Source organism: Streptomyces sp. NPDC046805, from assembly GCF_040645355.1.
GTDB lineage: Bacteria > Actinomycetota > Actinomycetes > Streptomycetales > Streptomycetaceae > Streptomyces.
Genome location: NZ_JBEYYC010000001.1, coordinates 321,369 through 341,212 on the forward strand (window position 1 = coordinate 321,369; position 19,844 = coordinate 341,212).

General features: G+C 69.3%; 23 protein-coding genes. 17 read left to right on the forward strand and 6 right to left on the reverse strand.

Annotated features, from left to right (window positions below; translation table 11 throughout):
- Positions 1–39 precede the first annotated feature (39 nt).
- Together ABZ910_RS01625 and ABZ910_RS01630 are read right to left on the reverse strand one after the other, a co-directional pair.
- On the reverse strand, positions 40–897 hold the full coding sequence (locus tag ABZ910_RS01625) for an aminoglycoside phosphotransferase family protein (protein WP_361357468.1): 858 nt from the start codon (positions 895–897) through the stop codon (positions 40–42).
- Positions 894–1,091: a hypothetical protein gene (locus ABZ910_RS01630; RefSeq protein ID WP_361357471.1), complete on the reverse strand. Its 198-nt coding sequence runs from the start codon at positions 1,089–1,091 to the stop codon at positions 894–896. The genes ABZ910_RS01625 and ABZ910_RS01630 overlap by 4 nt, the downstream gene beginning before the upstream one ends.
- Before the next feature lie 201 nt (positions 1,092–1,292).
- Between ABZ910_RS01630 and ABZ910_RS01635 the strand changes: the two genes are divergently transcribed.
- Together ABZ910_RS01635 and ABZ910_RS01640 are read left to right on the forward strand one after the other, a co-directional pair.
- Positions 1,293–2,333 (forward strand): AAA family ATPase, encoded by a 1,041-nt coding sequence (locus ABZ910_RS01635; RefSeq protein ID WP_361357474.1) that lies wholly within the window; start codon positions 1,293–1,295, stop codon positions 2,331–2,333.
- Between the two features lie 38 nt (positions 2,334–2,371).
- Positions 2,372–2,914, forward strand: coding sequence for a guanylate kinase (locus tag ABZ910_RS01640; RefSeq protein ID WP_361357477.1), 543 nt, complete (start codon positions 2,372–2,374; stop codon positions 2,912–2,914).
- A gap of 39 nt (positions 2,915–2,953) precedes the next feature.
- Here the strand turns inward: ABZ910_RS01640 and ABZ910_RS01645 are convergent, their stop codons facing one another.
- From ABZ910_RS01645 to ABZ910_RS01655, 3 genes are read right to left on the reverse strand one after another with little or no spacing between them, the layout of a single operon-like run.
- Complete coding sequence (locus ABZ910_RS01645; RefSeq protein ID WP_361357479.1) at positions 2,954–3,805, reverse strand: DUF1932 domain-containing protein; 852 nt, start codon at positions 3,803–3,805, stop codon at positions 2,954–2,956.
- Positions 3,802–4,467, reverse strand: coding sequence for an HAD family hydrolase (locus tag ABZ910_RS01650; RefSeq protein ID WP_361357481.1), 666 nt, complete (start codon positions 4,465–4,467; stop codon positions 3,802–3,804). The genes ABZ910_RS01645 and ABZ910_RS01650 overlap by 4 nt, the downstream gene beginning before the upstream one ends.
- A 24-nt stretch (positions 4,468–4,491) precedes the next feature.
- Positions 4,492–4,992 carry an ATP-binding protein gene (locus ABZ910_RS01655; RefSeq protein ID WP_361357484.1) on the reverse strand — a complete coding sequence of 167 codons (501 nt, stop codon included), beginning with the start codon at positions 4,990–4,992 and terminating at the stop codon, positions 4,492–4,494.
- 246 nt (positions 4,993–5,238) lie between these two features.
- Here ABZ910_RS01655 and ABZ910_RS01660 point away from each other — a divergent pair, with 246 nt between their 5' ends.
- Positions 5,239–6,582 (forward strand): helix-turn-helix transcriptional regulator, encoded by a 1,344-nt coding sequence (locus ABZ910_RS01660; RefSeq protein WP_361357487.1) that lies wholly within the window; start codon positions 5,239–5,241, stop codon positions 6,580–6,582.
- 31 nt (positions 6,583–6,613) lie between these two features.
- Positions 6,614–7,513: a phosphotransferase gene (locus ABZ910_RS01665; RefSeq protein WP_361357489.1), complete on the forward strand. Its 900-nt coding sequence runs from the start codon at positions 6,614–6,616 to the stop codon at positions 7,511–7,513.
- 128 nt (positions 7,514–7,641) lie between these two features.
- Here the strand turns inward: ABZ910_RS01665 and ABZ910_RS01670 are convergent, their stop codons facing one another.
- On the reverse strand, positions 7,642–9,063 hold the full coding sequence (locus ABZ910_RS01670; protein WP_361357492.1) for a hypothetical protein: 1,422 nt from the start codon (positions 9,061–9,063) through the stop codon (positions 7,642–7,644).
- A gap of 628 nt (positions 9,064–9,691) precedes the next feature.
- Here ABZ910_RS01670 and ABZ910_RS01675 point away from each other — a divergent pair.
- The 13 genes from ABZ910_RS01675 (at position 9,692) to ABZ910_RS01735 (ending at position 19,837) form a co-directional block, all read left to right on the forward strand.
- On the forward strand, positions 9,692–10,996 hold the full coding sequence (locus ABZ910_RS01675) for an MFS transporter (RefSeq protein ID WP_361357495.1): 1,305 nt from the start codon (positions 9,692–9,694) through the stop codon (positions 10,994–10,996).
- A 361-nt stretch (positions 10,997–11,357) separates the two neighbouring features.
- Positions 11,358–11,852, forward strand: coding sequence for an ATP-binding protein (locus ABZ910_RS01680; protein WP_361357498.1), 495 nt, complete (start codon positions 11,358–11,360; stop codon positions 11,850–11,852).
- Positions 11,853–12,125: 273 nt separating this feature from the next.
- Complete coding sequence (locus ABZ910_RS01685) at positions 12,126–12,671, forward strand: hypothetical protein (protein ID WP_361357500.1); 546 nt, start codon at positions 12,126–12,128, stop codon at positions 12,669–12,671.
- A gap of 461 nt (positions 12,672–13,132) precedes the next feature.
- Positions 13,133–13,513, forward strand: a complete 381-nt coding sequence (locus ABZ910_RS01690; RefSeq protein WP_361357503.1) for a hypothetical protein — start codon at positions 13,133–13,135, stop codon at positions 13,511–13,513.
- Between the two features lie 222 nt (positions 13,514–13,735).
- Positions 13,736–14,290 (forward strand): SAF domain-containing protein, encoded by a 555-nt coding sequence (locus ABZ910_RS01695; RefSeq protein ID WP_361357506.1) that lies wholly within the window; start codon positions 13,736–13,738, stop codon positions 14,288–14,290.
- A complete protein-coding gene (locus tag ABZ910_RS01700; protein WP_361357509.1) occupies positions 14,287–15,144 on the forward strand; it encodes a hypothetical protein in 858 nt (285 codons plus the stop codon). The genes ABZ910_RS01695 and ABZ910_RS01700 overlap by 4 nt, the downstream gene beginning before the upstream one ends.
- Entirely contained in the window at positions 15,141–16,490 is a 1,350-nt protein-coding gene (locus ABZ910_RS01705) for an ATPase, T2SS/T4P/T4SS family (protein ID WP_361357512.1), read from the forward strand. The genes ABZ910_RS01700 and ABZ910_RS01705 overlap by 4 nt, the downstream gene beginning before the upstream one ends.
- Positions 16,490–17,404 carry a type II secretion system F family protein gene (locus ABZ910_RS01710; protein ID WP_361357514.1) on the forward strand — a complete coding sequence of 305 codons (915 nt, stop codon included), beginning with the start codon at positions 16,490–16,492 and terminating at the stop codon, positions 17,402–17,404. Before ABZ910_RS01705 ends, ABZ910_RS01710 begins: the two co-directional genes overlap by 1 nt.
- On the forward strand, positions 17,401–18,291 hold the full coding sequence (locus tag ABZ910_RS01715) for a type II secretion system F family protein (protein ID WP_361357517.1): 891 nt from the start codon (positions 17,401–17,403) through the stop codon (positions 18,289–18,291). Before ABZ910_RS01710 ends, ABZ910_RS01715 begins: the two co-directional genes overlap by 4 nt.
- A 39-nt stretch (positions 18,292–18,330) precedes the next feature.
- Complete coding sequence (locus ABZ910_RS01720) at positions 18,331–18,528, forward strand: hypothetical protein (RefSeq protein ID WP_361357520.1); 198 nt, start codon at positions 18,331–18,333, stop codon at positions 18,526–18,528.
- A gap of 3 nt (positions 18,529–18,531) precedes the next feature.
- Entirely contained in the window at positions 18,532–18,960 is a 429-nt protein-coding gene (locus tag ABZ910_RS01725; protein WP_361357523.1) for a TadE/TadG family type IV pilus assembly protein, read from the forward strand.
- Between the two features lie 50 nt (positions 18,961–19,010).
- A complete protein-coding gene (locus ABZ910_RS01730; protein ID WP_361358102.1) occupies positions 19,011–19,391 on the forward strand; it encodes a TadE/TadG family type IV pilus assembly protein in 381 nt (126 codons plus the stop codon).
- Complete coding sequence (locus tag ABZ910_RS01735) at positions 19,388–19,837, forward strand: pilus assembly protein TadG-related protein (protein ID WP_361357526.1); 450 nt, start codon at positions 19,388–19,390, stop codon at positions 19,835–19,837. The genes ABZ910_RS01730 and ABZ910_RS01735 overlap by 4 nt, the downstream gene beginning before the upstream one ends.
- The last annotated feature ends 7 nt before the right edge of the window (positions 19,838–19,844 follow it).

Sequence of the window (19,844 nt, forward strand, 5' to 3'; positions counted from 1 at the left end):
GTACGTGTGGAGCGGTGGGATGGATCGCTGGACGCTGGATCAGCGGGGCACGCCGGCGGACAGGAGCCCGGCGGTGACGGTGGCGCAGGTGCGGACGGCGGCGTCGGCCGTTGCTGTGGTCGCCAGGGCCTCGATGTCGCCGACGGCCAGCAGGGCGATGTCCGTGGGCCGACGTCGGTCGAGCCACAGAGCGATACGCCAGGCCAGGGCGGAGCCGATGACGGGGAGCTGACCGATGTGCTGGACGGGGATGTGCTGCGGGGACGTTCCCGCGTACAGGAGGTCGCGGACGAGGTGGAAGGCGGCGTCCGCGTGGTCGCGTATGGCGGGACCGACCGTGCTGCTCTCCCAGTCGATGACGGAGAGGTGCCTGCCCTCGACGATGAAGTGCTCGGGCTTGAGGTCGCCGTGCAGATGCACGGGCTGTGCGTCATCCACATCGGCTAGAGCCGCATGAAGCACGGGCCACCACGACAACGCCCTGCAGCGAGATGAGAGTTGGCTGAGCAGGTGGGACCGATGCGATCCCTCGTGCGCCGGCACGGTGGAACGGTGCAGCAGGCCGGTCGTGGTGAAGACCCGATCGAGGTAGTGCGTCAAAGCGCGGGAGTCGCCGATGGCGCACGGTCGCCCTGGCACTGCACTGACCTCGATCCACGGGCCGGCCTCCGCCTGACCGGTGCGTCGCACGTCAGGCGCGAAGATACCGAGCCGGGCGGCGAGTTGCAGTCCATCGGTCTCTCGGTCGCGTCGCGCGTCGGGTTCGATGCCGCGATAGACCTTGACGTACGCGGTGCCGTCGGCTGAGCGGTAGACGAGCGAGAAGAGCTTGACCGCCACCGGTTTGAAGAGGCTGTGCTCGGATGCCGGAACCGGCGGCAGCGTCGGTGTGCTCACAGCTTCAGTCCCGACAGCAGGTTCGCGACCGACGCCGTGACGTCCTTCACGAAGGGACTGACGTTCCAGGTTCCGGCGAGGTAGAGGCCGAAGATCGAGCAGACGACGGCGTGACCCGGCTTGAGCCCGCCTCCGCGGCACAGGAACACGATCACGATGCCGAGGAGCAGCAAGACGGCAACATCGACAGCCACCGCGAAATCCCCTCTGAATGTCGAACGGATCATGGGCGCCGAGGCGGACTGACGATCACCGCTTCGGTGCGTCCATGACACCGGCATCGTGGGGCGGGGAGTATCACAAGCAGTTGTCGTCGCTGCTCATCGGCGGGTGACCCGACTTTTCAACATCCGCTTACACACGGGTTCATGAGGGGCAGACTTAGCCTCCGGATCATGACCAGCAACGGGCAGGCGGTAGGAGACGTGGGCAGGAACCGTCCGGGGTGGCGGCCGGAGAAGCTGAGGGGGCAACGGGAGGCACATGGCCTGACGCTCGAAGGCGCGGGCGAGCGGCTGCGCGAGGTCGCCAGGGCTGCCGGACTGGCCGTGCCGGCGGCCAACTTCCAGACGCTGTGGCAGCACGAGCAGGGCGAGGTCTATCCCGGACCGCACTACCGCCGCGCCTACTGCCTGCTGTACCGCGCCACCGAGCCCGAGTTGGGGTTCCGTACTCCGCTCCCCGGCGAGGCGACGCGGCTCGCGTTCACCGAGTCGAGCGAGCCGCACAACGGGGCACACGTTCTGGCCGTCGAGCGCGCGCTGCACCAACTCACGCCCGCGACGGAGGAGGTCGACGGCCTGGGCATACAGCAACGGATCCTCGATGCCTGGAAGCGCCGGCACACCGGCGGCGATCCGAACCGGCCGACGCTGATGATGGTCGGAGGTTATGCGGGCAGTGGCAAATCGGAGTTCGCACGCTTCGTCTCGCAGCTCACCGGGTGGCCCGTGCTCGACAAGGATCCGATCACACGGCCGCTCGTCGAGCGCCTCCTCGTCGAGATGGGAAGTGATCCCAACGACCGGCACACCGACCTGTACCGGGAGAAGGTGCGCCCACTGGAGTACCAGTGCCTGCTGGAGACCGCGTACGCGAACATCGACTGTGCGATCAGCACCGTGCTTACGGCGCCCTTCGTGGCCGAGGCCACCGACCTGGGTTGGATGCGGCGCCTGATCAACCGGTGCGAAGCGCGTGGGGTCACCGTCGCCGTGGTCTGGATGCTGTGCGACCTCGACACCATGCATGAGTACATCGGTTTTCGGTCCGCCGCCCGCGACAGTTGGAAGCTGCAGAACTGGGACGAGTACGCCGCGACCATCGACCCGGATCTGCGCCCCGTCGTGCCGCACCTGGTCGTCGACAACCGCCTCGGCGCCGCCATATCGCTCACGGACCAAGTACGCCAAGTCTTCGGGACGGTGTTCCAGTGACGACTCCTACGCCCACTTTCCGGAATCGCGGAATCCTGTTGTACGGCCCCCCGGCATCGGGCAAGGACACGATCACCGCCGCGCTCGCGGAACTCGACTTCCGATACGCCCCCTTCACCCGCCTCAAGATCGGCAGCGGCCGGACGACGGGCTACCGGATGGGCACTCTGGAGCAGCTGAACGAGCTGGAGGCGCGCGGCGACGTCATCTACCGCAACGACCGATACGGCAACATCTACGTCGTCGACCGGCCCGGTCTCGAACAGGCCATGGACGGAGGCCGGATCCCGGTCGTCCACCTCGGCCAGGTGGCGGGATTGGAGCAGATGACCGCCCGCTTCCCGGCGCACTGGACGCGCATCCTGCTGTGGTGCTCCCGGGAGACCACGGCACTGCGATCGCCCCTGCGAGGCGACACCGACACAGAGGCCCGGCTGGCCGCCTGGGATGCCACACAGGCCGACCTCACAGCTCATCCCCAGACACAGTGGGAGCTGCGCGTGAACACGGATGAGACCTCGCCGGGCGAGGCCGCGAAGAAGATCGCTGCCCTTGTTCGCGCTGCGGCACCCTCCTCTTGAAGACTGAGATGCGCGAGGAAGCGGGTGGCTGCGGCCCGCTCAAGTGGGGTCAGTTGGGATCCGATCACCTCGCAGGGCGGCCAGAGCTTCCGCGAGGTCCATCGGCTCGTCCTTGTTGCCGTTCCAGCGAGCCAACGTTTCGACGGCCGCGTGCATGAGGTCGTCCGGCAGCCCGGCATCGGCGAGCAGGGCCGCCGCGTCCTCCAACTCAGGTCCCCAACGCCAAGCCCGGGCAGCGGTCTTGGGGATGTAGTCGGTCTCTGCGAGGTAGCTGCGAGTGCGCTTGGCCGCGATCGTCAGCAGTTCGTCGGCTACGCCATACTCGTCCGCCGCCCCGTAGGCGACGGCTGCCAGGACGCGCGAGACCTTCTGGTAACTGGAGTACGCGAGTTTCAGCGCGGAGGCCTTGCCGCGTTCCTCGCCGAGGAAGTGCGTTCGTACGTCGGTGTCCGCGAAGAGGCTCTCGACCTCGGTGGCCTGCCGGGCCGGGCCGGACAGGTACAGGGTCGGGAACTTCCCGCCGGTCGGCGGTGAGCCGACCACGGCGGCATCGAGTACCGCGGCCTGCGGGAGGAGTTCGGCGATGCGGTGCATACGTGGCGGAGCGATGGCGTTCGCATCGACGTACGTCTTGCCGACGAAGGAGTGTTCCCCTACCAGCCTGGCGACGTCCTCCGCCGCAGCCGGAGGACACAGGGAAAGTACGACGTCCGCGCGGGCGAGGAGCGAGGCGACGGTGTCGGGTTCAAGGCCTGCCTTCCCGGCCCGGCGAACGGAAGCGTGGCTCCGGCCCTCAGGAGACCACAGGACGGTGACTCCTCGGGCGCGCAGCTGGGCGCCGAACGCGGCCCCCATGCTGCCGGGATGCAACAGTCCCACCGTGGCTGTCACGTCGTATTCCTCCAGGTGCGGTCGGCCAACAGCAGGTCGATGGCCGCACGGGCGTGCGGGACCCTCCGGTCGGGCTCTGGCAGTTCCGCCGGCCAACCGGAGCTGTCGGCGATCCACATGGTGCTCAGTCCGGCAGCTCGCCCGCCGCCGATGTCGTTGACCGGGTTGTCGCCGATCATCCAGCCGCCCGTGGCGAGCGTGGTTCCGCAGCGCTCGGCGGCCGCAGCGAAGTGACGTGTGTCCGGCTTGCGGGCTGCGGCTCCTTCGGAGACGCAGACACCGTGCACGCGGGCGAGGATGCCTGTGGCCCGAAGCTTGGCCATCTGGATGTCCGTGGCGCCGTTGGTAGCAATGCCGATGCGCCAACCCTGTGTGTGCAGTTCCTCCAGGCCACTGAGTACGTGGGACGGGCAGGACACCATGGCGGCGATGTCGGCACAGTACGACGACCACAGGCTCTCCACCGTGTCGGCCAGCCGGTACCGGGTGCGGATCTCCTCGAAGGACGACGGATAGGCGCGTTCGCCGAGCAGGTCGAGCAGTTCCTGTCGCGCCTCGTCGCCCAGACCGTGGCGGGTGGTGAAGTCCGTGGTCCAGTCGGCGAGGGTGCCGTGCCGGTCCACGAGGGTGTTGTCGAGGTCGAAGAGAACGAGGCGCTGCACACTGTGCACCCTATTGGGCGCGAATCAGCACTCGGTTGCCCGAGGCAGGGGGAAGTGCGCCCAGACCGACTTGCCGCCGTCGCCGTAGACCGTGGTGCCCCACTCCGAGCACAGGGCGGCCACGAGCGCCAGCCCACGACCGTGCTCGCTCTCCCCATCGTCGCCGTCAGGGGTTTGGAGGGCGGGGAGCTGCCTGCTGCCGTCGCGGACCTCGATGTGGAGATGCGAGGCGACTTCGATCAGGACGGTGATGGAGGTCGACGCCGGGGCGTGAAGCACTGCATTGGCGGTGAGCTCGCTCACCGCCAATGCAGCGGTGTCGCGGAGGTCCGAACCGACTCCCCAGTAGCCGAGCAGCCCGGTCACGGCATGCCGTACCTGTGGAACGCGCTCCCGTCTCGGCAGGAATCCGAAGACGGCGACGCGGCCCAGGCCGCCTTCGCGCGCACAGGCGGGAGGTCGCGGGCTGCTGCGGAAGCACAGGTGCGGGGCCCGGGCGGTCGGGCTTTCGGTCTGCGGGGTCATCCTGGCCCACCTCGCTGACGGGCGCGGTCGCGCCGGCTCGGATACGGGAATGCAACGCACCCCGCAGGATTCGCGCTTCGCCTCCTGTCCCCAATGAGAGAGCGTCACCGGTGAGCCGTGACCCGTGAGCAGGTCACCGATTCGCGTCGAACTTCGCCCTTCAGCCGTCCGATCCGGTCCGCTCTTCGCCCCGGCATTCCTACGGTGGTCCGCCGTCAACCCGTGCCCAGAGGTAGGAGGGAGAGCGTGGTCAAGCAGCGACATGGGCCGTCGTGTGCGGCGGCGCTGCGCAGCCGGGCCGCCGCGGCGAAATGGCCGCCGGAACGGCTCGTCGACGAGATCGCCGAGTGCTGTTCCGTCAGCAGGCTGCGCGCGCATCGACTCGCGCTCGGTTGGACCCTCGCCGAGGCGGTCGAGGCCTTCCGTCAGATGTGCGCTCGCGATCACCTGGTTGGCCCGAGACTGGATGTCGACCAGCTGCGTGTCTGGGAGACCGGCAGGCGCCGTCCCGTTGCGGCGACGGTCGATCTGCTGTGCCGCCTCTACCAGACCAGCGCCCGCGCCCTGGGCCTGGACGTGGCTGCCGACTACACCCCTATGGAACGTGCCACACGGCGTCCGACCGGCGGCGACGGCGGGCTCGACGACGTACGACGGGAGGTCGACCGCACCCTGGCTTCGGCTACGGTCACCGCCGACCAGCTCGACCTGCTGGAAGACAGGCTGCTCCAGCACCGGCGCCGGTACGTGGTCCGGCCGCCGGAGGGGATGCTCCCGGATCTCGTCGATGACGTCCACGAAGTACGGCTGCTCGCCGAGCAGCGCCAACCCGCCTCCACGCAACGCCGGTTGTCCCACATGACCGCTCTGCTGGCCACGCTCATCGGAGACGCACTGATGAGGCTCGGCCACCTACGTTCGGCGTCTGCCTGGTACGCCACCGCGCGCACGGCGGCCGACGACTGCGCCGAGCGGGAGGTCCAGGCACGCGTTCGGGTGCAGGCGGCGATACTGCCGTACTACTACGGACCACTCGACGCGGCGAGGCAGCTGATGCACGAGGCTCGGGACCTCATGCCGGACCGGCCCAGCGAGTCGAGCGCCTTCGCGGCCATCGCCCACGCCCGTGCCCTGGCCCGCTGTGGCGACGCCCATGGCGCCGAGGCTGCCCTCCATACGGCGCACGACCTCTTCGAACAGGCCGAGCACGGTCCGATCGCCGATGCGCTCACGTTTCCGGCCCGTAGGCTGCTCCTTTACACGAGCGGCACCTTCACGTACGTGGGCCGTACCCGCCAGGCCCGTCACGCGCAGCAGCAGTCCCTCGCCATGTACCCGCCCCGTGGCGGTGGCATCGATCCCGCATTGCTGCGCCTCGAAGAGGCGATCTGCCTCGTCCGCGAGCGCTGCCTCGCGGACGCCTGCCAGCTGGCCGCAGCCACCTACCTGGCACTGCCGCCCGAGCAGCGCACTCAGGTCGTCACCGCCCGCACCCGCCACGTCCTCGACGCCCTTCCACCACGAATGCGACTCAGCCGTCATGCGCGCGAACTTGGCGAGATCCTTGCTTCCCTCCCTAGCCGAAGGTGACAGTGCCTTGCACGTCGGACAGCCTGACACCATGACGGCTACGCGTCCCGGCGGCTTTCTCCCCTCCGAGTTGCAGGTCCTCCTCGTACGTGTCTGCGAGACCGCCGGCCTCGATCCGCGCGGCGCGCAACTGCTGCGCGGACAGACCAACGCGGTTATCCGTCTCACGGCCCAGCCCGTGCTGGTGAAGATCGCCCGGAAGGGCACGCCTGTCGCCGAAGTCAGGCGCACCGTCGAATTCGTCGAGTGGCTGATGGACATGGGATTCCCTACGGGCCCGTTGCATCGCATACCCGAGCAGCCCCTTGTCGTCGACGGACAGGCCGTCACCTTCTGGACCTACCTCCCTCAGCCTGACCAGGCCGTCTCCGCGGAGGCTCTCGCCAAGCCGCTCAACGCGCTGCACAACGCTCCGGCACCGCCGGTCTCGCTGCATCGCCTGGACGCTATCTCCGCGATCCGTTCGTCTCTCGCCCATGCGACGGCGCTGCCCGCGGCAGCCATGGACATTTTGAGCGCGGAGGCGGACCGCCTCGAAGCCGCGCTCGCAGATGTGATCTACGAACTGCCCGAGGGGGTATTGCACGGCGACCCGCAGCACCGCAACGCACTCCACACCGAGAGCGGCGTCGTGCTGTGCGACTGGGACAGCGTCGTCACCGGCCCGGCGGAGTGGGACCTGGTCACTGTCGAAGTCCATTGCAGGCGCTTCGGGTACGGCGAGAGCCACTACCGGCGCTTCGCTGACGCTTATGGCTGGGACGTGACTCGCTGGGACGGCTACCGCGTACTCCGTGATATCCGCGAGCTGCGAATGATCGCCACCAACGCACGCAAAGCCGCGTACGCTCCCCGCACTCTTCCCGAAGTGCTGCGTAGGGTGGCGGCACTGGAGAGTGGCGACCTTTATCGCCGCTGGAACCTTCTCTGATTCCTTTTCGGGAAGACCCTCATGTGTGGCGAGCACTCCAGTTGGCCAGTCGAGCGTGGTCCTGTCGGTATCCAGCTTCGCCGGCTACCAGCGGGACCTGCTGACCTCCTATACGTCTCTATGCGAGCTCAGCCGTCTACCCCGGCCTCCCACTTGAGGCGCCGCAGGACGCGGGCGCTGAAGAGGTGTCGGCTCCGGTCGAGCAGTTCGCCCACCTCCGGGTCGCCGCGCCGCTCGTCCGCCGATGGATGCCAGCGCTGCACGGACTGCCCTGCCCAGGTGCGCAGCTTCACATCGGGGTCCTCCAGCAGTCCGACGGCCGCCCGCAGTGCCACGACCCCGCCGCGTGCGTCGAGCAGTCGGAATGCGGCGAGTCGGACGTGCTGCGGCCGCTCGGAGCCGGTGCGTTCCAGCAGCCAGTCGACGGGCAGTTCCTTTGCCGATGGCAGAAGGGCGACGGCCGTCTCGCGCACGACACCGGGGGCAGGGTCATCGAGGAGTGGCCGTAGCTGCTCCGTGTCCGCGCAGTCCAATGCCCGCAGCCCGGCCACCGCCCGAGCCCGTACCCTGGCCGCCGGGTGCGCGAGCAGCGGCCGCAACAGCCCGGCGTCCGCGCGGACCCCGCACTCGGCCAGTCCGATGACCGCACCGGGCGACAACTCCGGGTCGTCCGATGCCGTGCACCGCTCCCGGTACCAGGCCGCCGGATCGCCTCCATGTTGCCGTACGACATACCGGGCACAAGCACGTACCAGCGCTGACCGGTCACTGAGGAACTGCCTCGCCTGCTCTGACCGCCCCGCCCGCCGCAGCGCGGTGACGCCGGCCGACCGGGTGCGCGGGTTGCGCGCGGTCAGCAGTGGCGGCAGCACGTCCTCGAACGCCTCCTCGTCGCGCAGAGCCGTGAGCGCTGCTGTGGCACACAGGTCTTGGACCAACGTGTCCTGGTCTTGGGCGGCCGCGCGGGCCAGCTCGGCGGGGCGGAGCAGCTTGCCTTCGACGGCCAGTCGGTAGGCGAACCGCCGTACGATGCGGTCGGGGTCAGCGAAGAGAGCAGCGAGCCGCCCGTGGGATGCCCGGCGCAGGACCTTCCCGAGTAGGTCGACGCCGAAGGCGCCTCTGTCGCGGCGGCCGACGCGCAGGATCAGTGGCGTGAGTTCGAGGGCAGAGTTCACATCCAGGACCTCGCGCAGCAGCTGGCGGGCGCGCTCGCGTACGGGCCTGGCCCAATCGGCGCAGCGGATCACGACCAACGGCAGCAGACCGGGGTATGGGGCCGACCGACGTACCGCCTCCTGACGGATCCGCCCGTCGCGGTGGCAGAGGGCAAGTGCGAGCCGAGACTCGCCGAGCTGAGTCAGGTCGACGGGAAGCGGGGCGGAGTGCTCCCACTCCGGCAGGAACGGCGAGCGGTACCAGGCCACTTCACGCACTCCTGCGTCCAGTGCGAGCCAGTCGCCGGGGTCGGCGACATCGAGCGTGCTCCGAAGCGGTGCATCTCCCGCGAGCCGCATCGCTGCCACTGTCCCGTCCTCGATGCCCTCACGCATCCCCGCCCCCCTTTTCCAGCATTCGTACCGGTGATCGTAGGGTGCGCGGTGCACGCAGGGCGCGCGAAATATGGCCCTTGAGTTGCTGAGGGGACCCGTCGGAATCCTGCCCGCCAGAAGTCGAGTGTGGAACCCGACTGGCAAACTCTCGCTCAGCGGCCAGTTGAAGCGCTCAGCCGGATTGGATGTGACTGAGCGCTTCAACTGGTTGTGACCGCACTTCCGCGATCAGTGACGTGATGGTGCGGAAGCTGTGAGTCGCTGTCCGGGCAGGGACCCCGGTGCCGTTGCGGATCGCCACGTAGGCCCGAGTGACAAGTTGAGCCGCCCCACCTTCGTGGCCCGGCGCGAACAGCCGGCCCCCTTCCGCTGTCTGCCTGGCCCTTAATTGTCTTTCGTGCCCTGCTGAGCGGGAGCTAGTGTTTGCGTAGCGAGTGACTCACGAGGAGCGAGGACATGGTCGGTCTTCCGAGCACGCGTTGACGGTTGAGGCCGTGAGCGGCCTGTCATCGTGTGCTGCCTTTGATGCGCGGCATAGCGAGCCTTCCTTTCCCGCTGCCTGAAATGGCCCATGCACCTGTCGTGCGTCGGTTGGCGGGTCTCGTCTTCGGTCATCCGAGGGGCCCCTGTGCTGTCCTCTTCCGCCGCTGTATCCGATTCCGGTCGACCTGTTTCGTCAAGCCTGTGGCGGGACGGCGACTTCCGCAGGCTCTGGGTTGGCCAGACGGCCTCCCAACTGGGCGAACATGCAAGTCTGGTGGTTCTGCCGCTCTACGCCGTCCTGACGCTCAACGCCGGTGCCGGCCAGTTGGGCGCCCTGCGCGCAGTGGCACAGGCGCCGATCCTGCTGCTGTCGCTCTTCGCCGGCGCGTGGGTGGACAGGTGGCCCACCCGCACGCTGATGGCGCTGACGGACGCCGGTCGAGCCCTGGCACTGGGCGCCGCCGCCGTGACCGGCCTCCTCGATGGGCTCGGCCTGCCGGCGCTGCTCGTGGTTGCCTTCGCCGTCGGGGCTCTGTCCGTGTTCTTCGACATGGCGTACCAGGCGTCTTTGGTACGGCTGGTGAAACGCGATCAGTTGGTGCGGGCCAACAGTGCGCTTGAAGGCAGTCGGTCCGCTGCGCAGACCGGCGGTCCCGCCCTCGGCGGTGTGTTGGTGTCTGTGCTGTCGGCCCCGATCGCTGCCGCCTCCAGCGCGCTGTTTTTCGCGCTGTCGATTGTGTCGATCCGACGGATCGGTCGCCGCGAATCCATCCCGGAGCGCTCGGAACATCCTGCTCGGATCTGGCGGCGGATCCATGAGGGCCTCCGCTTTGTCGCCGGGGACACCTCGCTGCGGACCGTGTGCCTCGCATCAGCCGCCTTCCAGTTCTTCTTCGCGGCTGTGATGACCGTCTATCTGCTGTTCCTGCCACGGGACCTGCACCTGTCGGGCACCGCCGTCGGCCTGGCACTCGCGGCGACCGGGCCGGGCGCGCTCCTGGGCTCGCTGCTGGCCGCCCGCCTACCGAGCCGCTTTGGATATGGCGCTGTACTCGTGTCCGCGGCAACACTCGGCGACGGCGTGCTCCTGACTGTGCCCGCACTGCACGGCTCCTCTGCGGTGACGGTTCCCGCGCTCCTTACGGTCAACTTCGTCTTCGGGGCCTTCAGCCAACTGGTGAATGTCACGGTCATGGCCGTCCGGCAGACCGTCACTCCGGACAGAATGCAAGGCCGCGCGGCCGCGACGATCAACTTTGTCGGCATGGGGCTGACCCCGCTCGGCTCGCTGCTCGGCGGCTTCCTCGCGGAACTGTGGGGGACGCGCACCAGCCTGCTGGTAACAGCCGCAGGCACGCTGCTGTCGCCGGCACTCGTGGCCCTGTCCCCACTCGCACGCCTGGGACGGACCCTTCCCGCCCCGCCGGAGACTCCGGCCCCGTCTGCGTGACGGCTTCTCTCGCTGGCGAAGAGCCGACACAACTCCCTCAGCGGTCGCAGCCATCACGGAAGCGCGGTCACAACCAACCGGAGCGTGCAGTCACATCGGCACGACCTAAAGCCCTTGAAAGACCTGGTCAGCGAGGGGTTCCGCTCTTCGCTGGGTCCACGGTGTGGTGGTCGCGTCCCAATCGTGATCGCTGGGAGGTCCGTGCCGTGGCGCCGATTCTGTTCACCGCTGTGCTGTTGCTGCCGTTCGTGACGGCGGGCAGTCCGTTCGCACTATGCGAAGCCCGCGACTACACGCGCCCGGGACGAGGCCGCCATCGTCGCGTCGTACGTGGGCGTCACGCGGCCCGGGGAGGGCGGCGATGACCGTATACGACGCCTTGGGTGCTACCCCCTGTGTTCTGTTGCGCTGGACGAACTGCACCCCCGACGCGCCAGCCCAGGCGCGCGCCACTCTGCGCTGTGCCCTCGACCAACTCGGCTTCGACGGCGAGGTGATCAGCGATGCGGTGCTGGCCGTCTCCGAGTTCGTCACCAACGCCACCACGCACGCGGTGGGGCCGTACGAGATGCGCCTGCGTCGCACCGCTGCGGAGATCATCTGCGAAGTTGAGGACCACGATCCGTGCATCCCAGAGGTTCCCGCATTCCCTGCTGTGGCGCCGTATGCCCCCGCCGAGGAGAACCGCGGGGGTGGCTTGGAGGCGTTGTGCGCGCTGCTGTCGGAGCGGGGGCGCGGCCTGCACATCGTCCACGAACTGACCAACGGGGTATGGGGGTTCCGAGGACGTAAGAGGACGAAGACGGCCTGGTTCGCGGTCCCGGCCGGTCCCCGTGACCGGCTCAGAGTCTCGTAGTGCTCAGCACCAGTGGCTAGGAGTTGAAGCGCGGGCGGTTTATCGGGCTGGCGGATGAGCCTTTGAAGGTGGTGCTCGTCGCTCATTCGAGCGACGAGCACCACTTTTCGTTGGTGAAGCGGGTTATCAAGGCGACCGGCGTCAAGTAACGGGTCGGAGACCGGACGGAATTCACCCTCCCGTGGCGGTTGGCCGGAGCAACACCGGGTAACTCCAGTCGCATCTAGTCACTGAGAGTTTCCATCCAGGTGTATCGGGTGACGAAAGGTGGGGATGGTGAAGTTGCAACGGTGGGCCAAGGTTTTTTCGGCAGGGGCGAGCGCGGCGATCGCCGGACTGCTACTGGCAGGCTGTACGGACGGTTCGTCAGACGCCCGACCGTTGCCCGACGGTAAGTCTGAGACGGCGGCGTCTCGGAAGCCCGATGCAGAGCATGCGGAAGCTATCGACGCCTATCGGGCTATGTGGCGGGACCTGACACGCGCCTCTGAAACGTCCGACGCCAACTCTCCGCTGCTTGACGATCACGCCAGTGGCGGTGCTTTGGAGTTGATGAAGTACGGGTTGTCGAAGTCCAAGAAGGAGCAGGTGGTCAGCAAGGGAGCGCCCCAGGTGAATCCCGAAGTGGTGTCAGCCGACAGTCAGAAGGTTGTGATCGTCGACTGCGTGGACGACCGGAAGTGGCTGCAATACAAGCTGAACGGTGAGTTGAAGAACGATGTTCCGGGCGGGCACTTCAGGACCGATGCGACTATCCGGCACGGCCAAGGCGGCTGGAAGGTTTCGGAGCTCTACATGCACGAAGCCGGGTCATGTTGACTGGCGGCCGCATGACAGCTGGGAGCGCGGCTGCGGGCGCCTTGACGCTCCTCGCTGTCGCGTCTTTAGCCCCCGCCCAGGCGGACGGCACCGGCTCCCAATACGCCGGCGTCGCATGTGTCCCGGGTGCGTGCGACGCGAAGGCGAGGAACGTTACGAGGAACCCTGGCAGTTCACACCAGAGCAGACCGGCGCCCCGCGCACAGGCGGCAGCGCCCGGCAGCGGTCGTGGAGCGCCGAAAGGGCCGCCGACGATCACGTCAAACGGTTGGGAGTATGACCTGGGCGGCGGCGTGGGGGTCTTGCCGCGCTTCGACTCCGAGGAGGCGAAGAACCGGAAGCCGGGTGGCGGGCAACAGGTTCCTGTAGAAGTTGTCGTCCAACAGGCGGTGAAGCGACTGAAGTTGCCGAAACCGGTAATCCATACGAGTCCGGACGAGGACTTCGCGCAGGTGGTTCACGTGCCCACATGGATATGGCTGGAGCACTCCACCTGGGGGCCGGTGTCCGTATCGGCCGCAGTAGGCGGTGTGACGGTGACCGCGACGGCCCGGCCGCAGAAAGCCATTTGGTCCATGGGCGACGGCGGTCAGGTGGTGTGCCAGGGGCCGGGGACGCCGTACTCGGAGGCCTACAGCCCCAAGGCGTCTTCACCAGACTGCGGTTACACCTATCCACGGGCGTCGCTGTCCGTGCCGGGCCATGCGTACACGGTGTCGGTGCAGGTCACCTGGGATGTCGAGTGGCATGGGGGTGGGCAGACCGGGGTCGTGCCCGGGCTGGTGATGGCCGCACAGCGGCAGCTGGTGGTGGACGAGGTGCAGACCGTCGTCACGCGCTGACCGCTTGGAATGACGGCGCGGTCCGAACGGGCGGCCGGTGTGTTGGACGTTGGAACTCTTTTGATCGCGAGGTGAGTTGTGGGTACCTCCATGTCTTCTTCAGGCGTTAAGGGCGGCGGGCCGCGGGTGCCGGGAGCGCGTCGGTCGGGGCCGGAGCAGCAGCCGGCGGTGACGGGTGCCCGGCGGCGCAGACTGGGGTGGGTGTGGGCTGGGGTGGGGGCGGTGGTGGTCTCGGCGGTGGGTTTCACGCTGGTCGCGCGGACGGTGGGGGAGCGGGATCAGGTTCTGGTGCTGGCCCGCGATGTTCCGGTCGGTCGGGTGCTGAAGCCGGGTGATCTGCGCGTAGTGGAAGTGGCGGCGGATGCGGGTGTGGTGCCCCTTGCGGATCGGAGCACGGTGCTTGGGCGGCAGGCGAGGGTGCCGCTGGTGGCAGGGTCGCTGCTGGCTCCCGGCCAGGTGGGCACGGGCGCTGACTTCCCTCCGAAGGGGTTCTCGCAGGTGGCGCTCGCAGTCGAGCCGGGTGGTGCGCCACCGGATCTTGTTCGTGGTGAGCGCGTCGCCGTCCTTCCTGGCCCGGCTGGTGCCGAAGCGGTGGACGAGGAGGAGAAGGCGGCCTCGACGGTGGCGGGGACGGTGACCGGGGTGCGGGAGCCGGAGTCTGCGGGTGGGCCGCGAGTGGTCACGGTGCTGGTGGAGACCGGGGCGGCACGGCGGGCGGCGCAGTTGGAGCATCCGCGTGTGGTGGTGCTCCCCGCCGAGGGGCGTGAGGCTCCGTGAGGCGGCTCGTCGTTGTCGGATCGGTCACGGGCGCACCGGGGGTGACGACGACGGCGCTGGCTCTTGCCGCCGTGTGGCCGCCGGAGGCGGATGGCGGGGTCCGGCCGGTGATGGTGGAGGCGGATTCCTCCGGCGGTGACCTGATGATCCGCTTCGGACTGCCGTCGGCTCCCTCGCTGCTGGATGTCGCGGCGGCGGCCGGGCAGCCGTATCCGGGCTCCTTGCTGGGGGCGGCGAACGAACTGCCCTTCGGGGTGCGCGCGGTGGTAGCGGTGCCCGGTCGTGGACCGTGCCGGGAAGCGGTGCGGCTGATGGCCGGTGAGGCTGGACGGCGCGTGCTGCTGGGCGACGACCATGACCGGGGCACCGTACTGCTGGACGTGGGGCGCCTCGGCGAGGACGTCGAGCCGCTGCTCGACGCTGCTGACCGAGTCGTGCTGGTGGCGCGGGGCGGTTCAGAGCCGCTGACCCATGTGTTCGCGTACGGCTTGGATGTCGATGCGTATGCCGGGCGGCTGACGCTCGCTGTGGTCGGGCCGTGCCCGTACCCGGGTGCGGAGGTCGCGAACACGCTCGGGATCGAGTCGGTGGTCTTCCTGCCCTGGGATGCCAAGGGCGTGGCCGCGATGAACAGCTCGAAGCACGGCGTATTGCGCACGGCCGGGTTTCGGCCGCCACCGCTGATCACCGGCGCGCGGGCACTAGCTCGTCGGCTGGCATCGCCGCCGCCGAGTGAGATCAGGGCGGGGGACACGGACGGTGCGCGCGTGGCCGAGGACGGCCGTGGGCGGGTGCTGGGACGCAGCCGAAGCGGGCTGGTTCAGGTGCCGGGACTCAAGGAGAGCGGATCGTGAGCGAGCAGTTGGTGCCGCCGGGGGTGGATCCCGGCGGTGGTGAGCGGGCGCTGGCGCAGCTGGTGCGGCAGCGCGTGGCGACCCGGCTGGCCGCGTATGCGGGTGAGCGCGAATCGGCGGGTTTGCCGGCCGAGGATGAGACGTCGCGGCGAGCCACCGTGGGGCTGCTGCTGGCCGAGGAGCTGGGGGAACAGAGGCGTTTGGCCTTGGCCCAAGGCGGGCCGGTGATTGATGCCGTGGCTGAGGAGCGGGTCGCGCAGGCGGTCAAGGACGCGCTGTTCGGCACCGGCAGCCTGGAGCGGCTGCTGGCCGATGAGGCGGTCGAGAACATCTGCGTCAACGGCTGCGAGGTGGTGTGGGTCAAGGACGCGGCAGGCGCATGGCGCCGTGAAGCACCGGTGGCCGCCTCGGACGAGGAACTGGTGGAACTGGTCCGCACCCTCGCTGCCCGCACGGGTGCGGAGGAGCGCCGCTTCGACCGGGGCATGCCTCGCCTGAACCTGCAACTGCCCGACGGGTCAAGGTTGTTCGCTGTGATGGCGGTGACGGGCCGGGTATCGCTGACGATCCGCCGGCACCGTTTCCCCGCTGCCTCGATGGCGGAGCTGGTACGGCTGGGCGTGTGCGGCGAGGAGCTCGCCCGGTTCCTGAGAGCACTGGTGCGGGCGCGCAAGAACATCGTGATCGGCGGCGGCACCAATGTCGGCAAGACCACCGTGCTGCGGGCCTTCGCCCACGAGATCCCGCCCGAAGAGCGGCTCGTGACGATCGAGGACACCTTCGAACTCGGCCTCGACGCCGATCCGGTCGCGCACCCGAACGTGGTGGCCATGCAGGCCCGCGAGCCGAACATCGAAGGCCAGGGCGGCATCGATCAGGCGGAACTGGTGCGGTGGGGACTGCGTATGTCCCCGGACCGGGTCATCGTCGGGGAGATCCGCGGGGCCGAGGTCATCCCGATGTGCAACGCCATGAGCCAGGGCAACGACGGTTCGCTGTCCACCATCCACGCCTCCACCTCGCGCGGGGTCTTCACCAAACTTGCCTCCTACGCCGCGCAGGCCCCGGAACGGCTCACGCTGGAGGCGACGAACCTGATGGTGGCCTCCGCGGTCCACTTCGTCGTCCACCTGGGCTGGGATGCCACAGGCCGCCGGGTCATCGACTCGGTGCGCGAGGTCATCGACGCGGACGGGACGCAGATCGTCTCCAACGAGGTCTACCGCCCGGGCCCCGACGGGCGGGCCGTTCCCGCCACCCCCCTGCGTACGGAGACCCTCCATACCCTTGTCGCGGCCGGGCTGGACGCCCGGGAAGCGGCCTTCCAGTGGTGGGGGGCGGCCTGATGAGCAGTCTGGTCGGCCCCGGCGTTTGGACGGGGATTGCGGTGGCGTGCGGGGCGATCTGCGGTCTCGGCCTGGTGGCCATCGGTTACGGGGTGGTGCGGCGTACGGCGCGCGAGGAGCGGACCAGCCTGTGGCGTGCTGTGGTGGCGCGGCTTCCGGGGGACTGGACGACGCGGCGCGTGGTGATCGCGGTGATGACAGGCGTGGTCGCGGGGGCCTTGACGACGTGGCCGGTGGCGGCGGTGCTGACCACGGTCGGCGTTCTCACCCTCCCCGGACTGCTGGGCCCGGACCGGCATGCCGCACGGCGTACGGAGCGGATGGAGGCGCTGGCCACGTGGACGGAGATGCTGCGTGACACTCTCTCCGCCGCGGCCGGTCTGGAGCAGGCGGTGCTGGCGACTGCGGACATCGCACCGGCTGCGCTGGAGTCTGAGTTGCGGGAGCTGGCCGCGGCCGTCCGCGCCGGGCACCCTTTGCCGGCCGCACTGCGGACGTTCGCTGAGGACGTCGATGACCCGCTGGCCGACGTGGTGGTGGCCGCGCTGGTGATGGCGGCCGAGCAGCAGGCCAGCCAACTCGCGCCGCTCCTGGGTGAGCTGGCGGAGTCGGTGCGCGAGCAGGTGGCCATGCGGCAGCGCATCGATGCCGGACGGGCGAGCGTGCGCACCGGAGTGCGGGTCACAGTGATCGTCACCCTGGGCATGGTGGTGGGGCTCGTGGTCTTCAACCGGCCCTATCTGGACCCCTTCGACACACTGCGGGGGCAGGTGGTGCTCGCGGTGGTGGGTGCCCTGTTCGCCGGGAGCTTCACCTACCTGACCGCGATCGGTCGCATCGAGGAACCGGTCCGTCTCATCGGCCCGAGCGCTCCCCGCGCCACGGTGGGCACCGAATCGGGAGGTACGCGGTGATCGTCATGCTGTTCGGGGCGCTGTTCGGCGCCGGGGCGACCGCTCTCGTCTACGGGCTGCGTCCGCCCCGGCCCGCCCTAACCGACGTCCTCACCGCGCTCAACACGCCCGTACCGCCGACCGATTCAGGCACGGACGAGGCGGAGTGGGCCACCCGGCTGGGCAAGCACGCCGTACCCCTGGTGCGTGTGCTCGGCTTCCCCACCCCCTCGCTGCGCGCGGACCTGGCCGTGTGCGGCACGAACGAGGAACAACATCTGGCCGGCAAGGCGGTCTGCGCGACGGCCGGACTCGTCGCCCCATGGGCCGCCGGGCTCTTGCTGCGCCTGGGGGCCGAAATCGAGGCGGGCTGGTGGGTGCCGTCGGCCGGCTCACTCGCCCTGGCCGTCATGCTGTTCTTCGCCCCCGACCTGTCGGTACACGGGCAGGCCGCGCGCCGCCGCCGCGAGATGCGCCATACCCTCAGCCTCGTCCTGGACCTGACGGTGATCGCGCTCGCCGGCGGCGCCGGAGTCCAGCAGGCTCTCGCCCAGGCCGTGGCCGCGCCCCAGGGGTGGGCTGCGGCGAGACTGCGGCACGCCCTGCACGTCGCACAGCTCACCCGCACCAGCCCCTGGTCCCACCTGGGTGACCTGGGACGGCACCTGGCCGTGACGGATCTGGCCGAGCTGGCCTCGACGCTGAGCCTCGCGGGCAGCGAGGGCGCCAAGATCCGAGGCTCGCTCGCGGCGAAGGCGCGGGCCATACGGCGGCGGAAGATCTCGGAGGCCGACGGGGCCGCCCACGCGGCCACCGAGCGGATGTCGCTGCCCGTGGTCGGGCTGTTCGCCGCGTTCCTGCTGCTGATCGGCTACCCGGCCCTCGCCCACGTCATGTCGATCACCTGAGCTTCCAGCCGTACGAGACCCGTAGAAAGAGCACCTGTCATGTTCCAACTCGACACCCTGGCCCACCTGGTACGTGCGCACCTGGCCGAAGTCCGCCGGCACGCCCGCTCGGACGCGGGCTACACCACCGAGACCATCGTGGTCACCGCCCTGCTGGCGATCCTGGCCCTGACCGTCGTGGGCGTCATCGTCTCCAAGGTCACCGCCAAGGCAAACGGCATCGACCTGGGCGGTTAGTTCGTGAACACGTTCCTTCGCAGGCTGCGCCGTGACCGCGGGCACCGCGACCGCGGGGCGGCAAGCACCCAACTGGTACTCGTCTTCCCGGCGTTGCTGCTGATCGCGCTGCTGGCGGTGCAGTTCGCGCTGGTCTGGCATGCACGGCACATCGCTCAGTACGCCGCCCAGCGCGCCTTGGCCACCGCCCGCACCCAGGACGGCACCGCGGCGGACGGCCGTACCCAGGCGCGGCGCAGCCTCGCCGCGCTAGGCAGCCGGGTCCTGGCCGCTCCTTCTGTGACCGCCGAGCGCACCACCGCCCAGACCACCGTGCGCGTTGAAGGGACGGTGATGCGCGTGCTCCCCGTTCCCGGGCTGATGCTGCACGCCTCCGGCACGGCCTCCGGCCTCACAGAGAGGATCACCACCCCCACCGGAGGCCAGCCATGATCCTGCAGGTGCGCCGTGAGCTTCGCGATGGAGAGCAGGGTTCGGCAGCGGTGGAGCTGGTCCTCGTCACGCCGCTGCTCGTCCTCGTGTTCCTGGTCGTCGTGACCTTCGGGCTGCTCGCCGATGCCCGCCTGGTCGTGTCGGACGCCGCCCATCAGGCCGCCCGCGCGGGCTCCCTCGCCCGCACGGAGAAGGATGCCCGCGCCCAGGCCGAGCGGGCGGCCGGCGCGGCACTGCGCGAGGCGGGAGCGTCCTGCACGCGCCCGAGTGTCCGGCTCGCCACCGGCGGTCTCGCGCCGGGCGCCACCGTGACGGCACGGGTCTCCTGCACGGCAGACCTGGGCTCCCTCAGCCACAGCGGGCTGCCCGGCCATGTGCCGCTGGCCGACACCGCCTTCTCCGTCGTCGACACCTTCAGGAGCACCCCGTGAAGCGACGAGCGCGAGCGCATCTGACGTGGGTCCGTATCCGGCTTGCGGCCGGTGACGACCGGGGGCAGGCAACGGCGTTCGTCGTCGGCGTCTTCGCCGCGCTGTGGCTGTTCGCCGGGATCGTCGTCGACGGCGGGCTCGCCCTGGCCGGCAAGGCCCAAGCGCTGGATGCGGCGCAGGAAGCTGCCCGCACCGGCGCGCAGCAACTGGACGTCGGTCGGCTGCGGCGCAGCGACGAGGTCCGGCTCGTACGCGACAAGGCCGCGGCGGCGGCCCGCGTCTACGTCGCCTCCACCGGAGACAGCGCCACCGCCTCCGTCAAGGGCGAAGCCGTCACCGTCCACGTCACCCACCACCAGCGCACCCAGATCCTGCAGTTGATCGGCCTGCGCACCCTCACCGTGCACGCGACAGCCACCGCGCAGGCCGAACGCGCCACCCCGTAAGGACTGT

What these genes read in the sequence shown, in the direction of transcription:
- ABZ910_RS01680 (WP_361357498.1), top strand. Translation starts at nt 11,358, where the DNA reads ATGACCGTATACGACGCCTTGGGTGCTACCCCCTGTGTTCTGTTGCGC.
- ABZ910_RS01720 (WP_361357520.1), top strand. Translation starts at nt 18,331, where the DNA reads ATGTTCCAACTCGACACCCTGGCCCACCTGGTACGTGCGCACCTGGCC.
- ABZ910_RS01710 (WP_361357514.1), top strand. Translation starts at nt 16,490, where the DNA reads ATGAGCAGTCTGGTCGGCCCCGGCGTTTGGACGGGGATTGCGGTGGCG.
- ABZ910_RS01670 (WP_361357492.1), bottom strand. Translation starts at nt 9,063, where the DNA reads ATGCGTGAGGGCATCGAGGACGGGACAGTGGCAGCGATGCGGCTCGCG.
- ABZ910_RS01665 (WP_361357489.1), top strand. Translation starts at nt 6,614, where the DNA reads ATGACGGCTACGCGTCCCGGCGGCTTTCTCCCCTCCGAGTTGCAGGTC.
- ABZ910_RS01655 (WP_361357484.1), bottom strand. Translation starts at nt 4,992, where the DNA reads ATGACCCCGCAGACCGAAAGCCCGACCGCCCGGGCCCCGCACCTGTGC.
- ABZ910_RS01685 (WP_361357500.1), top strand. Translation starts at nt 12,126, where the DNA reads ATGGTGAAGTTGCAACGGTGGGCCAAGGTTTTTTCGGCAGGGGCGAGC.
- ABZ910_RS01635 (WP_361357474.1), top strand. Translation starts at nt 1,293, where the DNA reads ATGACCAGCAACGGGCAGGCGGTAGGAGACGTGGGCAGGAACCGTCCG.